14 protein-coding genes are annotated in these 12,978 nt (G+C 43.6%); 9 read left to right on the top strand and 5 right to left on the bottom strand.

Going from position 1 to position 12,978, the window contains the following annotated elements; translation table 11 throughout:
- The first annotated feature begins 27 nt into the window (after positions 1-27).
- The 4 genes from VYM24_RS19325 (at position 28) to VYM24_RS19310 (ending at position 5,829) form a co-directional block, all read left to right on the top strand.
- Positions 28-861 (top strand): T9SS type B sorting domain-containing protein, encoded by an 834-nt coding sequence (locus tag VYM24_RS19325; protein WP_330940681.1) that lies wholly within the window; start codon positions 28-30, stop codon positions 859-861.
- The gene (gene uvrA, locus VYM24_RS19320; RefSeq protein ID WP_044270264.1) at positions 862-3,690 is read left to right on the top strand and encodes an excinuclease ABC subunit UvrA; all 2,829 of its coding nucleotides are present in this window, start codon (positions 862-864) and stop codon (positions 3,688-3,690) included.
- Positions 3,691-3,693: 3 nt separating this feature from the next.
- Complete coding sequence (ybaK, locus tag VYM24_RS19315; protein WP_330940680.1) at positions 3,694-4,173, top strand: Cys-tRNA(Pro) deacylase; 480 nt, start codon at positions 3,694-3,696, stop codon at positions 4,171-4,173.
- A gap of 93 nt (positions 4,174-4,266) precedes the next feature.
- Positions 4,267-5,829 carry a peptide MFS transporter gene (locus VYM24_RS19310; RefSeq protein WP_291551482.1) on the top strand — a complete coding sequence of 521 codons (1,563 nt, stop codon included), beginning with the start codon at positions 4,267-4,269 and terminating at the stop codon, positions 5,827-5,829.
- Between the two features lie 75 nt (positions 5,830-5,904).
- Here the strand turns inward: VYM24_RS19310 and VYM24_RS19305 are convergent, their stop codons facing one another.
- Positions 5,905-6,405, bottom strand: a complete 501-nt coding sequence (locus VYM24_RS19305; RefSeq protein WP_291551483.1) for a GNAT family N-acetyltransferase — start codon at positions 6,403-6,405, stop codon at positions 5,905-5,907.
- A gap of 246 nt (positions 6,406-6,651) precedes the next feature.
- Between VYM24_RS19305 and VYM24_RS19300 the strand changes: the two genes are divergently transcribed.
- From VYM24_RS19300 to VYM24_RS19290, 3 genes are all read left to right on the top strand, one after another.
- On the top strand, positions 6,652-6,978 hold the full coding sequence (locus VYM24_RS19300; RefSeq protein ID WP_007218263.1) for a PadR family transcriptional regulator: 327 nt from the start codon (positions 6,652-6,654) through the stop codon (positions 6,976-6,978).
- 52 nt (positions 6,979-7,030) lie between these two features.
- Positions 7,031-8,125, top strand: coding sequence for a PspC domain-containing protein (locus tag VYM24_RS19295; protein WP_330940679.1), 1,095 nt, complete (start codon positions 7,031-7,033; stop codon positions 8,123-8,125).
- Positions 8,126-8,213: 88 nt separating this feature from the next.
- Entirely contained in the window at positions 8,214-9,281 is a 1,068-nt protein-coding gene (locus VYM24_RS19290) for an acyltransferase (RefSeq protein WP_330940678.1), read from the top strand.
- 192 nt (positions 9,282-9,473) lie between these two features.
- Here VYM24_RS19290 and VYM24_RS19285 read toward each other — a convergent pair whose 3' ends face one another.
- From VYM24_RS19285 to VYM24_RS19275, 3 genes are read right to left on the bottom strand one after another with little or no spacing between them, the layout of a single operon-like run.
- The gene (locus VYM24_RS19285) at positions 9,474-9,887 is read right to left on the bottom strand and encodes an N-acetylmuramoyl-L-alanine amidase (RefSeq protein ID WP_330940677.1); all 414 of its coding nucleotides are present in this window, start codon (positions 9,885-9,887) and stop codon (positions 9,474-9,476) included.
- A gap of 2 nt (positions 9,888-9,889) precedes the next feature.
- Positions 9,890-9,997 carry a smalltalk protein gene (locus tag VYM24_RS19280; protein ID WP_330940676.1) on the bottom strand — a complete coding sequence of 36 codons (108 nt, stop codon included), beginning with the start codon at positions 9,995-9,997 and terminating at the stop codon, positions 9,890-9,892.
- Between the two features lie 44 nt (positions 9,998-10,041).
- Positions 10,042-10,521 carry an HU family DNA-binding protein gene (locus tag VYM24_RS19275; protein WP_330940675.1) on the bottom strand — a complete coding sequence of 160 codons (480 nt, stop codon included), beginning with the start codon at positions 10,519-10,521 and terminating at the stop codon, positions 10,042-10,044.
- 220 nt (positions 10,522-10,741) lie between these two features.
- Between VYM24_RS19275 and VYM24_RS19270 the strand changes: the two genes are divergently transcribed.
- Both VYM24_RS19270 and VYM24_RS19265 read left to right on the top strand, forming a co-directional pair.
- On the top strand, positions 10,742-10,960 hold the full coding sequence (locus VYM24_RS19270) for a DUF4248 domain-containing protein (RefSeq protein ID WP_007213500.1): 219 nt from the start codon (positions 10,742-10,744) through the stop codon (positions 10,958-10,960).
- Positions 10,961-10,964: 4 nt separating this feature from the next.
- Positions 10,965-11,135 (top strand): hypothetical protein, encoded by a 171-nt coding sequence (locus VYM24_RS19265; protein WP_330940674.1) that lies wholly within the window; start codon positions 10,965-10,967, stop codon positions 11,133-11,135.
- A gap of 14 nt (positions 11,136-11,149) precedes the next feature.
- Here VYM24_RS19265 and VYM24_RS19260 read toward each other — a convergent pair whose 3' ends face one another.
- Complete coding sequence (locus VYM24_RS19260) at positions 11,150-12,958, bottom strand: DUF3987 domain-containing protein (protein ID WP_330940673.1); 1,809 nt, start codon at positions 12,956-12,958, stop codon at positions 11,150-11,152.
- Positions 12,959-12,978 lie beyond the last annotated feature (20 nt).

Raw genomic sequence — 12,978 nt, 5'->3', positions numbered from 1 at the left:
CCCAAAGTAGCTGCAAAGGTAAGAATTTTGCCTAAAATTAACGAAAGGAATGCGTTAAGAAATAATATTGTGCATTTTAAAACTGAAAAATCCTATGTATCCGCTGATATTCGCTTGGAAACCGTTATTTTTGCAGGTATTATGCGATGCGGATTGTTTTCATATATCGTTTGTGCGGCAATGTTGCTGCTTGGACATTTACCGGTGTGGGCTGACGGGGGAAAGACAGAACTGTTGGATATGTCTCCCGTGGCAATCTTGCTTTCTGAAAACGGAGCAATTCATGAAGAGAAAGTTACCATTTCTCCAGATGATACATATACCGGCGCTGCTCCTCTTGAATTCCGATTCGTGTGGAGAGACGAAGATTCCAGAGGAGAATCGGACGAAACGGTAAATCTGCGTTATGAGTGGAATTTTTCTCGCGACGCTGCTTTCAACGATATCTTTCTGACACGTTTTGATGCTGAAACTATTTATAGTTTTCAGGAGTCAGGCATGTTTTATGTCCGTCTGATTATAACGGATATTGAGACGGAAGAAACGAATATTTCCGGTACTTTTATGATCCGCATTACTGAATCGGAGCTTAAAGTGCCGAATGCTTTTTCTCCTAATGGCGACGGAGTAAATGATGTGTTTCGTGTAAAGCACAAGTCGCTGGTTCGCTTCAATGCGTATGTTTTCAACCGCTGGGGACAGGAACTTTACCGCTGGGGATTGCAGAATATAGATGCAGGATGGGACGGTACTGCGCATGGAAAGAATGTTCCTGAAGGTGTTTATTTTATAGTGGTAGAAGCGGAGGGAGCCGATGGAGTTAACTACAAGATTAAAAGTGATATTAATATATTAAGATAAATGACAGAAGAAACAGAATACATCAATGTATATGGTGCGCGCGTGCACAACCTAAAAAATATCGATGCGGAAATTCCCCGTAACAGTCTTACCGTTATTACGGGATTGAGCGGAAGCGGTAAGTCGTCCTTGGCATTCGACACGATTTTTGCCGAAGGACAACGCCGGTATATCGAAACATTTTCTGCGTATGCCCGCAATTTCCTGGGAAATCTGGAACGTCCCGATGTCGATAAGATTATGGGATTGAGCCCGGTTATTTCTATTGAACAAAAAACTACGAATAAGAATCCCCGTTCTACAGTAGGTACTACGACGGAGATTTATGATTATTTGCGTTTGCTTTATGCACGTGCCGGTATAGCCTATTCCTATCTTTCAGGTGAAAGAATGGTAAAATACACTGAAGAGCAAATCCTTGATTTGATCCTGAATGATTATAAAGGCAAGAAAATTTATATTCTGGCTCCATTAGTCCGTACTCGTAAGGGACATTATAAGGAACTGTTCGAACAGGTGCGTAAGAAAGGGTATCTCTATGTTCGTGTAGACGGTGAAATCAGGGAGGCATTACCCGGCATGAAGCTGGATCGCTATAAGAATCATGATATAGAAGTGGTTATTGATAAGCTGGTTGTGACGGATAAAGATGATGTTCGTCTGAAAAACAGTGTGGCTACCGCGATGCAGCAAGGTGACGGCTTGTTGATGATACTTGATTTGCAATCTGAAAATGTTCGTCACTATAGTAAACGGTTAATGTGTCCTGTTACCGGGTTGTCCTACCGTGAGCCGGCACCCCACAATTTTTCATTCAACTCTCCGCAAGGTGCTTGCCCTAAATGTAAGGGATTGGGAGTTGTGAATCAGATTGATGTGGAAAAAGTGATTCCGGACCGGGAACTTTCTATATACGAAGGAGCTGTCATTCCATTAGGTAAGTACAAGAATAGCATGATTTTCTGGCAGATTGCCGCTTTATTGGAGAAATATGAAGCTACCCTGAAGACTCCTGTTAAGGAATTGCCGGATGAAGCCATTGATGAAATTCTCTACGGTTCGGATGAGCGTATTAAGATTAAAAGCTCTCTTATCGGCACTTCCTCCGATTACTTTGTAACGTTTGAGGGTGTGGTGAAGTATATTCAGATGTTACAGGAAAAGGATGCTTCCGCCACTGCGCAAAAGTGGGCGGAACAGTTTGCTAAGACTACTGTATGCCCTGAATGTAAAGGGGCGAGATTGAATAAAGAAGCCCTTCATTTCCGTATCCATGATAAGAATATCTATGAACTGTCTTGTATGGATATCAATGAGCTTTACGACTGGTTGATGAATGTTGATCAGTATCTGGATAATAAGCAGAAACAAATTGCTGTTGAAATATTGAAAGAAATCCGCACCCGTTTGAAATTCCTGTTGGATGTAGGGCTGGATTACCTTGCTCTTGACCGTGGTTCTGTAACCCTTTCCGGTGGTGAGAGCCAGCGTATCCGTTTGGCTACCCAAATCGGTTCGCAATTGGTGAATGTGCTTTATATCCTTGATGAGCCTAGTATTGGCTTGCATCAGCGGGATAATCAGCGGCTTATTCATTCTCTGAAGGAGCTGAGGGATATCGGTAACTCCGTCATTGTTGTGGAGCATGATAAGGATATGATGATGGCTGCCGATTATGTGATTGATATGGGTCCGAAAGCCGGACGCTTGGGTGGTGAGGTTGTTTTTGCAGGAACTCCGAAGGAAATGTTGGAGACACATACGCTGACATCACAATATCTCAATGGTGAACGTGAGATAGAAATGCCCAAAAAACGTCGTGAAGGTAATGGACATAGCCTTTGGCTGCGTGGTGCACGGGGGAATAACCTGAAAGGGGTGGATGTGGAATTTCCTCTTGGTAAGTTGATTTGTGTCACCGGTGTATCCGGTAGCGGAAAATCTACGCTTATCAACGAAACATTGCAACCTATTCTTTCGCAGAAGTTCTATCGCTCGCTTCAGGATCCCTTGGAATACGATAGCATCGAAGGATTGGAAAACATCGATAAGGTGGTAAATGTGGATCAGTCTCCGTTGGGACGTACGCCGCGTTCTAATCCGGCCACTTATACGGGAGTCTTTTCTGATATTCGTAATTTGTTTGTAGGCTTACCGGAAGCCAAGATACGCGGTTATAAACCGGGGCGCTTCTCCTTTAATGTGAGTGGCGGACGTTGTGAAGCATGCCAGGGAAATGGTTACAAAACAATTGAAATGAACTTCCTGCCCGATGTATATGTACCCTGTGAAGTCTGTCATGGCAAACGCTATAATCGTGAGACATTGGAAGTGCGCTTCAAGGGAAAATCTATTGCTGATGTACTGGATATGACCATTAACCGTGCAGTGGAGTTCTTTGAAAATGTGCCGCAGATTCTGAATAAGATTAAGGTGATACAGGAAGTCGGTCTGGGATATATAAAGTTGGGACAATCTTCCACCACACTTTCCGGTGGTGAAAGCCAACGTGTGAAATTGGCTACGGAACTTTCCAAGCGAGATACGGGAAAAACCCTTTATATCCTTGATGAGCCTACTACCGGACTTCACTTCGAGGACATTCGTGTACTGATGAATGTGCTTAATAAATTAGTGGACAAAGGTAACACAGTGATTGTCATCGAGCACAATCTGGATGTTATCAAGATGGCTGATTATATTATCGATATGGGTCCTGACGGTGGTAAGGGTGGGGGGCAACTCCTCAGCTGCGGCACACCGGAAGAAGTGGCGAAAAGTAAGAAGGGATATACTCCTAAATTCCTGAAAGAAGAATTGAAAGGATAAGTTATGAAAATCAATAAGACGAATGCGGCGAGGCTTTTGGATAAAGCCAAAATACCATACGAACTCATTCCCTATGAAGTGGATGAAAACGATTTAAGCGCTATTCATGTGGCGGACAGTTTGGGAGAGAATATCGAACAGGTATTCAAAACCCTTGTCCTGCATGGCGATAAGAATGGCTATTTCGTATGTGTCATCCCCGGTGAGCATGAGGTAGATTTAAAATTGGCGGCTAAGGCCTCCGGTAATAAGAAGTGTGATCTTATTCCGATGAAAGAATTACTTCCTTTGACGGGATATATTCGTGGTGGATGTACTCCTGTCGGCATGAAGAAAACTTTTCCTACATACATTCATGAATCTTGTCTCAATTATCCTTATATTTACATAAGCGCAGGTCAGCGTGGCCTGCAGCTTAAACTTGATCCAAATGATTTAATTAAGGAGGTTCATGCTGAAGTTTGCATCCTTTTTCATGACTAATTTCACTTTTTTACAGGTTATTTCAGCAAAATGTATATATTTGCATTTAATAAACGAAAATCAATCTAATTACTAATTTAAAAACTTATATCTATGTTCAACAAACATCCTAAAGGTCTGGTCGCCGCAGCACTCGCCAATATGGGCGAACGTTTCGGATTTTACATTATGATGGCAGTCCTTACTCTGTTTATCTCTGCGAAATTCGGTTTGTCCGAAACTGTGACCGGATATATTTATTCTGCTTTTTATGCATCAATTTATATATTGGCATTGGCAGGCGGTCTGATTGCGGATAAAACTAAAAACTTTAAAGGTACTATTTTGGCTGGCTTGGTCTTAATGGCTATTGGTTATTTGATAATAGCCATACCTACTCCTACGCCTGTTCCCAGTATGGCACTTTATTTAACTTTAACCTGCTTCGGACTTTTAGTTATTGCTTTCGGTAATGGTTTGTTCAAAGGAAACCTTCAGGCATTAGTAGGACAGATGTACGATAATCCCGCATATTCTAATTTGCGTGATGCTGGTTTCCAGATTTTCTATATGTTCATTAATATCGGTGGTTTTTTTGCTCCTTTCATTGCTATTGGCGTAAGAAACTGGTGGTTGAAAGTGAACAACTTCGACTACGATGCAACGTTGCCTGAACTTTGCCATCAGTATATTGATTTAGGAGATAAGATGCCGGCTCAAGCCATGGAGAATCTGACTACTCTTTCTAATAGTGTAACTTTGGATGGACAAGCTGTTACAGATCTTCATGTTTTTGCTAACAGCTACCTGGATGTCTTCAATCGTGGTTTCCAATATGCGTTTATGGCTGCTATTGTTGCGATGTTGATTTCTTTGGTGATCTATATTATCAATAAGAACCGTTTCCCTGACCCGGCACAGAAAGTTGTAGCAGGTAAGGGCAATAATCAGGCTGTCAGCAAAGAGGAAATAACAATGAGTGCAACTGAAATCAAACAGCGTATTTATGCTTTGTTTGCAGTGTTTGGAGTTGTGATCTTCTTCTGGTTGTCTTTCCATCAGAATGGTTATTCACTGACTTATTTTGCAAGAGACTATGTTGATTTGAGTATTATTAATATTGATTTAGGCTTTACACAAATAAAAGGTGCTGAGATTTTCCAGAGTGTTAATCCGTTCTTTGTAGTCTTCCTGACGCCATTTATTATGTGGTTATTCGGATCGTTGAAGAAAAGAGGTAAAGAACCTTCTACTCCTATGAAGATTGCTATTGGTATGGGTATCGCTGCATTGGCCTATGTGTTCCTGACTGTATTCTCACTTACATTGCCGACTAAAGACATATTAGGTACAATGTCTGCTGCTGAAGTAAGTGCTATTCGTGTTACTCCTTGGGTTATGATAGGTTTGTACTTTATCCTAACGGTTGCCGAATTGTTTATTTCCCCGCTGGGATTATCATTCGTATCTAAGGTAGCTCCACCGCATTTACAAGGCTTAATGCAAGGTTGCTGGTTGGCTGCAACGGCTGTTGGTAATTCATTGCTGTTTATTGGTGGTATTCTGTATACCACTGTTCCAATGTGGGCTTGCTGGCTGGTGTTTGTAGGTGCCACAGGTGCATCAATGATTGTTATGCTCTCTATGGTGAAATGGCTGGAGCGTGTGGCAAAATAGTGATAGAATAATATAAAAAGATAAAGGCTGCGCAAGATTCTCTTTTGAACTGCGCAGCCTTTAATTTTTTTATTTCTAATTGATTTCCAGCCCCATTATGAAGTCATTCATATAATATCCGTTCCCTATCGGGAAATCCCCTTCCCTCAGTTTTTTCATTCCCATACGTTCATAGAAATTCAGCGCTTTGTTGTTGCGGTTCACATTTAATTCCATCAAGCATGGGCCGGGATGTACTTCCTTGATATATTTGACGGCTTCATGGAATAAGAAGCTACCGCAATGTGATCCTTGAAAGGAGGGGAGTACATATATTTTCTGTAAATGGAAGAGGTCTTCACCTTGTTGTTGCACAGATACATAACCACACACTTCGTTGTCCTTGTATCCAATGAAATATACATGCCCTTCTTCTTCCATTTGCTTGCGGATGTTCTCTATGGAGTACATCCATTCCATCATATAATCGTTTTGCTCCGGTGAAAGTATGTCCTTGTAAGTCTCCGGAAATATCTGCCATGCGAGTTTATGAATCAACTCACAATCGGCTGTAGTTGCTTTTCTGATAGTTAACATAGTTCGTTGTATTTATATCTTTTCCGCAAAGATACATTTTTCTCTTATATGTTATTCTCCCCCTTGGTGCTTTATTAATAAGGTGTGAATAGATAACCGTGTTAATTAAACAAAATATAAGGTACTTTGTATTGCATAGTACTGTGATAATACATATATTTGTGTCATACAAAGAAAAGCTCTATTTCAATCAGTTGCTATCTTTGATGTATAATAGAAAATTGTCGAATCGTAAACCAATAAGAGATGGACGTAAATAATGTAAAGTCGCAAATGCGTAAGGGCATGTTAGAGTATTGCATCATGCTATTGCTTCACAAAGAACCGGCCTACGCTTCGGATATTATCCAGAAACTTAAAGAAGCCAAGCTCATTGTAGTGGAAGGAACGCTATACCCCTTGCTCACTCGTCTGAAGAATGACGATCTATTAAGTTACGAATGGATAGAGTCCACACAAGGACCACCACGTAAATATTACAAGCTCACCCCAAAAGGGGAAGTTTTTCTTGGAGAGTTGGAAGTCTCCTGGCGTGAGTTGAATGAAACAGTGAATCATATAGCCAACTATTAGATTCAAGATATTAAAAACCTCGTATCAGTATAAATTTAAAAAACGAATAGCAATGAAAAAGACATTAACAGTAAATTTGGGCGGAACTGTTTTCCACATTGATGAAGACGCCTATCGCCTTTTGGATAACTATCTATGCAATCTGAAACTGCACTTTAGAAGACAGGCTGGTGCTGACGAGATTGTAAATGACATCGAACTTCGCATCTCTGAACTTTTTTCAGAGAAGCTGACTGCTGGCTCTCAGGTGATCACTATAGCCGATGCAGAAGAAGTAATCAATCGGATGGGGAAACCTGAAGAAATGGAAACAGGAACTGAGGAGAATGCTGCTTCCGGTGAAGGTTATGGTTCCGGCTCTTGGAATAGTGATACTAATTCTTCTTATACTTCAACCCGTCGCCGTTTATATCGCAATCCGGATGATAAAATGCTGGGTGGCGTGATAGGGGGACTTAGTGTTTATTTAGGCTGGGATTCCACCTGGTTCCGTTTGATTCTTGTTTTTTGCGCAATCTTTGGTTTCAAGTTCTTGATCCCTATCTATATCATTTGCTGGATAGTGATTCCCGAAGCTCGTACGGCGGCTGAAAAGTTGAATATGCGCGGCGAAGCTGTTACGGTAGAGAACATTGGAAAGACTGTAACTGATGGTTTTGAGAGAGTTTCAAATAATGTAAACGATTATATGAAGTCTGATAAACCTCGTTCTTCTATGCAAAGGACCGGTGATACGTTGTTAATGATTGTCGGTTGGTTCCTGAAGATTTGTCTGGTTATTGTGGCTATCATTTGCAGTCCGGTACTGTTTGTTTTCGGTATTGTATTTGTGGCTTTGCTCTTTGCCGCTATTGCAGTTGCTATTGGTGGTGGTGCAGCGTTGATGTCTTGGTTCCCGGCTATTGATTTTGTATTACCTACATCTCCTTTGTCAGCCATCGTACTATATATTGCAGGTATCCTCGTAGTGGGTATTCCTCTGGTTAGCCTTGTTTTCGCAATCTTCCGTCCGGTATTCAATTGGCAGCCCATGGTTTCCGGGTTGAAATGGACATTGCTTATTCTGTGGATTGTTAGTGCTACCATCTTCTTTATCTGCTATACCATGCAAGGATTTACATTCCCGGAATTGCTGATGCGAGGGTAACAGATTGTTATTTTAGTTTTTCTGGGGGCTTGGAGATATTTTAAAGAATATCTCCAAGCTATTTTAATTAACCATAAATATAAATATTATGAATCGGACACGTTTTTATTATCTTGACTTATTACGGGTTTTCCTGACTATGCTGGTATTCTATCATCACTCTGCGATTGCTTTCGGAGCTTCTGGTGGATGGTATTACATATCGAAGGAAACAACTACCGGCTTGACTCAAGGGTTGCTGTCAGCATCTATGGCTATTGACCAATCCTATTTTATGAGTCTTTTCTTTTTTATCTCTGCCTACCTGATGCCCTTTTCTTTTGATCGTAAAGGCATGAAATCTTTTATATACGATCGCTTTAACCGTTTGGGTATTCCTCTTTTGATTTATAGTTTTCTGATTAATCCTCTATTAGTATATTGGATATACGGTGTGTGGGGAAGACCGGGTTTTGGACCGATGTGGTTTGTGTTTACACTGTTGGTTTTTGAATTGAGTTATGCTGTTTATCGCCATTTCTGTACGAAGCGGTTGGTACTGAATTGGAAATATCCTGCAATAATGGGTGTTCTTATATTTATGGTAGTGACGGGTGCCGCAGCATTCCTCATTCGTCTTTATGTTCCTGTAGGAAGTGAAGTTTTAGGATTGCAGCTGGGGTTCTTTCCTTTATATATAGGTATGTATTTGTTGGGGATTGTAGCGTATCGTAATCATTGGCTGGATAAAATTTGTGTGAAGAATGCACTTCCCTGGTTTTTTATAGCACTTCTCTGTGGTATTCCTTCTTTATTGATTGTAATGAGTAGCTTTTCAGAACAGATGGATTTATTCTCGGGTGGATGGAATTTGCAGGCTTTATTTTATGCCTTTTGGGAACCTGTTATGTGTGTGAGTATTTGCTATTTTCTGTTAGCATACGGGAAGGCTCATTGGAACAAGCCGATACCTTTGGTTCAGAAATTGTCCACTGATAGTTATGCGGCTTATTTTATTCATCCGGCAATTGTAGTGGGTTGTGTGTGTATTATGGAGCTTTTGCCGGTTTCTCCTTTGATGAGATTGGCACTGGTTTGTGCAGTTGGTATTCCGTGCTGCTTCATTGCAGCAAGAATAGTCCGGTTAATGTTGGGAAAGGTGGGCGTAAAAATGTAGTACTCAACTATCTTGAGCTAACTCTTCGAATTTTCCATCTTTATTTCATCTCTATAAGTTCGGCTAATGTGGCATCAAAGAAACCATCAGGAAATTCTGGTTCAAAACGTCCATATTTGTTCAACTGAATTTTCTCAAACGAGGCTGTAAATCGGTCATGGTCGGAAGATTATTCTTCCGACCATGACCGATTTACAGCCCCCTATATTCCCTTTCCGCATTGAAGCAAGGACAAGGTTTCATGGGATTCAGGTCATGATGACCCACAATCAGAGCGCGTGGAAAGATACGCTTCAATTCGCGGAGCAGTGCAAGCAGTGAAGCTTTTTGCTCTAAGGTGCGAGTGTCGGATGGCTGACTGTCGGCATCCAAACCTCCTTCATAACAGATACCGATGGAGTGCCGGTTATGATTGAGGCAATGTGCACCAACTTTTTCCGGTGGGCGGCCACGGTGAATCTCACCGTCACGAGTCACGTAGAAATGGTAGCCGATGTCACTGAAGCTGCGGTGGCGAATGTGATCGCGGCGGCAATCTTCGAAGCTCAGGTCCACACCCTGAGGCGTGGCCGAGCAATGAATAATGAGTAGGGTAATCGTGCGCATGTCTACTTGCAGGCGCCTAACCCTAAAGCTCCCGCAATGGCGGTGGCTACGGTGATGATTACTTTGAGGACAATGGCCCATACGTTTTTCGACTTTCTTTCTTCGTTCATGAGAGATAAAGATTTATAGTTCATGATTTATGCGGACGCGGGGTTTATCCCAATGGATTTTCATCGAGCCCACCGTCTCCTCCGGAACCGCCGCCGGGAGTGTTGCCGGATGAGCTGCCTTCCACGGTGTACATGGAAGCCTCCTTCATTTGCCCTTCCAGGTTAATCTGAGCATTGCTCAGTTCACCCGTGGCACGGGCACGGAGTTTCAACCCCTTTACGTTATTAGCCAATGTGAAGTCGGCGGCAGATTTTGCGCCTTTTTTGCTGACAATCCCTACGGAGAAAATTGCCAGATCATCCATTTTTACATTCTTGCCATCCAGAATCAGTTCCTTGGTACAGGAAACCATGTCTGTCAACACTCCCTTGATGACACCACTCGAGTAGGGAGTGTTGTGGTTGGACATGTGTTTGGCAAGTCTCTCGATGTCGAACGTCTCTTCAATTACGGGACGCGCATACCAGAGACCTTTCAGCGGGCTGTTTTCGCCCGTCACTTGATACTTTTTGTAACGAATCATAGTTTGATAAATAATTTAAATGATTAAACAATTATAATTTTAAAGATTCACGAGGTTGAACTCAACAGTGCAAAGGTAACACTGTGAGTATAGGCGTTTGTCTCTTTCGGACTGTTAGAGTCGATTAAGGTCTGTTTTAGTCTGTTATTTACATATATATCTTTGATAATGTCATGATTTATGTCTATCTTTGATGAAATATAACACATGAATATCAGATATGAACTCTTTTGAAATCCGTACCTATGGGCGTACTGAACTTGCCCAACTCTATTGTCCCGATCTCTGTCCGGAGTCTGCCTATCGTAAGTTGAAACATTGGATTGATCTTTATCCCGGTTTGCGTGCCGGCCTGTCCGCCCTGGGGCTTTCTCCCCGTTCACGTTCTTATACGCCTGCCCAGGTGAGCCTGATAGTAGGCGCGCTGGGGGAGCCCTGAGGCTATGCTTGGCATCGTAAAGGTGAGCTTGAGCGGCGTAAAGGTTGATTTGAGCGGTGCAAAGGTGAGGTTCGGCAGCGCAAAGGAGAACGGAGGATTGGTACAGTTGGTACAGAAGTTCGTCGGTCTTCTGGCACACACACACATGTGCGCACGTACGCGTTTTATATTATAGTGCACGTTGTTATATCAAGGTTTTTGATAAGTTCCTTTTCCATCCATATTCTCCACCAGCCCGTTTTTCAACATCCGTTTCAGCCAGGTTGAAGCGGTGGCAGTTTTTATACCCATCTCTTCAGCCTTTTGCAGGAATTCAATCCGTGTGAATCTCTTTTTCATGCACTGCACCAGTGCGTCCCGGTCGGCATTGCCCCGACGGGTTACTTCGGTGGCGGGCAGGAAGGAAAGGATATGGGTGGCGTGGCGATATAGACATTCGGCCATCGACAGCACGGCGTGGAAATCATCTTCGGTGATGTCGAGGTTCCATAAGCTTACGATGTGGTCTTTCAGATTATCGGCAGAAGTACCGGGGTCGGGCGAAAGGTGTGGTGACGTGGCTATATCTCCGCTTTCAAGCATACGCAGCATGGCCACCACTTCCATGATGCGGCAGATGTTGATAGCCAGACGTGCCACGCTGCCCGACATTTCGCTGCCGTTTGTCAGTTCGGAGCGGGTGAAGAGTTGGGAGAACTGTCGGTTGAATTCCTCTTTCTGACCGTCGGAGAGATGTAGGGTGAAAATTCCTCCCATATGGATGGTCTTCAGCTTTTCTTTCCATTCCATCCCCATCTTGGTGAAGGGTTCTTCCAGATCTCGGTCGTTTCGGTCAAACTGGTTTTGCCAGTGTCGTATGGAGGGCATGTAGTAGAAAATCTGTCGTGAGAAAAGCCCGTTTTCGGCAGTAGGTATCAGTGACTTCACTTGTGAGGGAGTGCCGGATATGAGTACCGAGAGATACGTTTTCTTTACTTCACGGTATTCCCTGTCGGTGCGCCGGTTGTAGGCCACCCGGTCGTGGTCGAAAGCCTTTCGCAGAGTGTCGCTCCAGTGTCCGTAGTCCGAGCCGATGGCGGAGGATATGGTGTCGGCTTCGCTTTCGTATATCAGTCCGATGCCATCGGAGTCCATCAGATTTTGCAGGATGCCCGTTCCCGTGTTGTTTCCTGAGATGAGGAACATTTTGTTGGACGGCAGTGTCGGAACCTCGGCTTTCGCCCGTTCTTTTCCCAATGCGTCGTACTTTGCCTTGTCGCGTTGGTAGCACGCCATTCTTTCTGCCACCTGCTTGCGTATCTCATCGTGAAAAGGTTCTACCAGCAGGCGTACCAGCGACAGGACTCCCTTTCCGGATGCGGAGTTGGCCGAAGTGAAAGTCTGCATGCAGGGCGATATCATCTTTCCTCCGTATGCGCACCGGACGTGCGGCCCCATGGTGGCTCCCAATACGTTGAGCGCTCCCAGCAGCAGAACGTCGCTCTGGGCATCGGAGGTGGCGCAACTCATGATGTGTTCCAGAGGATAAGGCCACCGGATGTTCTTGTCGAAAGTGGGCAAAGGAGACAGCGGAGCGCTGCCCGACGAAGTCTCTTCTTCACAAGAGAAGTCATTTTTCTCTTGTGAGCACACCTCTTTCACGCGTGTGCGTGTGTGTGTGCCAGAAGGGGGGCGAACTTCTGTACCAACTGTACCAACAGTGCCTGGATTTTCATATTCGATTTTCACGCCGCACAGCTCTGCCAGATGGAAGGCGGTGCCTATGTGTACGTCGTTGTGTCCGGTCTTCAGGGCGTTGCTGAATAGTCGTTCTGCTGCTTGATGGTCATACTTTGATGAGAGGCTGCACAGGGTGAGAAAATCCTGACGTCCTGCCTCGCCGCAGTCGGTGGCGATGGCAAAGGCGAGTTGGATATACTCTTGATAGGTGGGGGCGATGTCTGCTCCCGCATTTCTGATGGCTTCGGTCAGGAGATGCAATGAAGATAATGGTTCCATTTTGAGTTTCTAAGTTTTTG

Source organism: Bacteroides sp. MSB163 (assembly GCF_036416795.1).
In the GTDB taxonomy this organism is placed as follows: Bacteria; Bacteroidota; Bacteroidia; order Bacteroidales; family Bacteroidaceae; genus Bacteroides; species Bacteroides maternus.
Note: the sequence above shows the minus strand (reverse complement) of the source record. Positions and strands in the feature narration are given on the sequence as shown.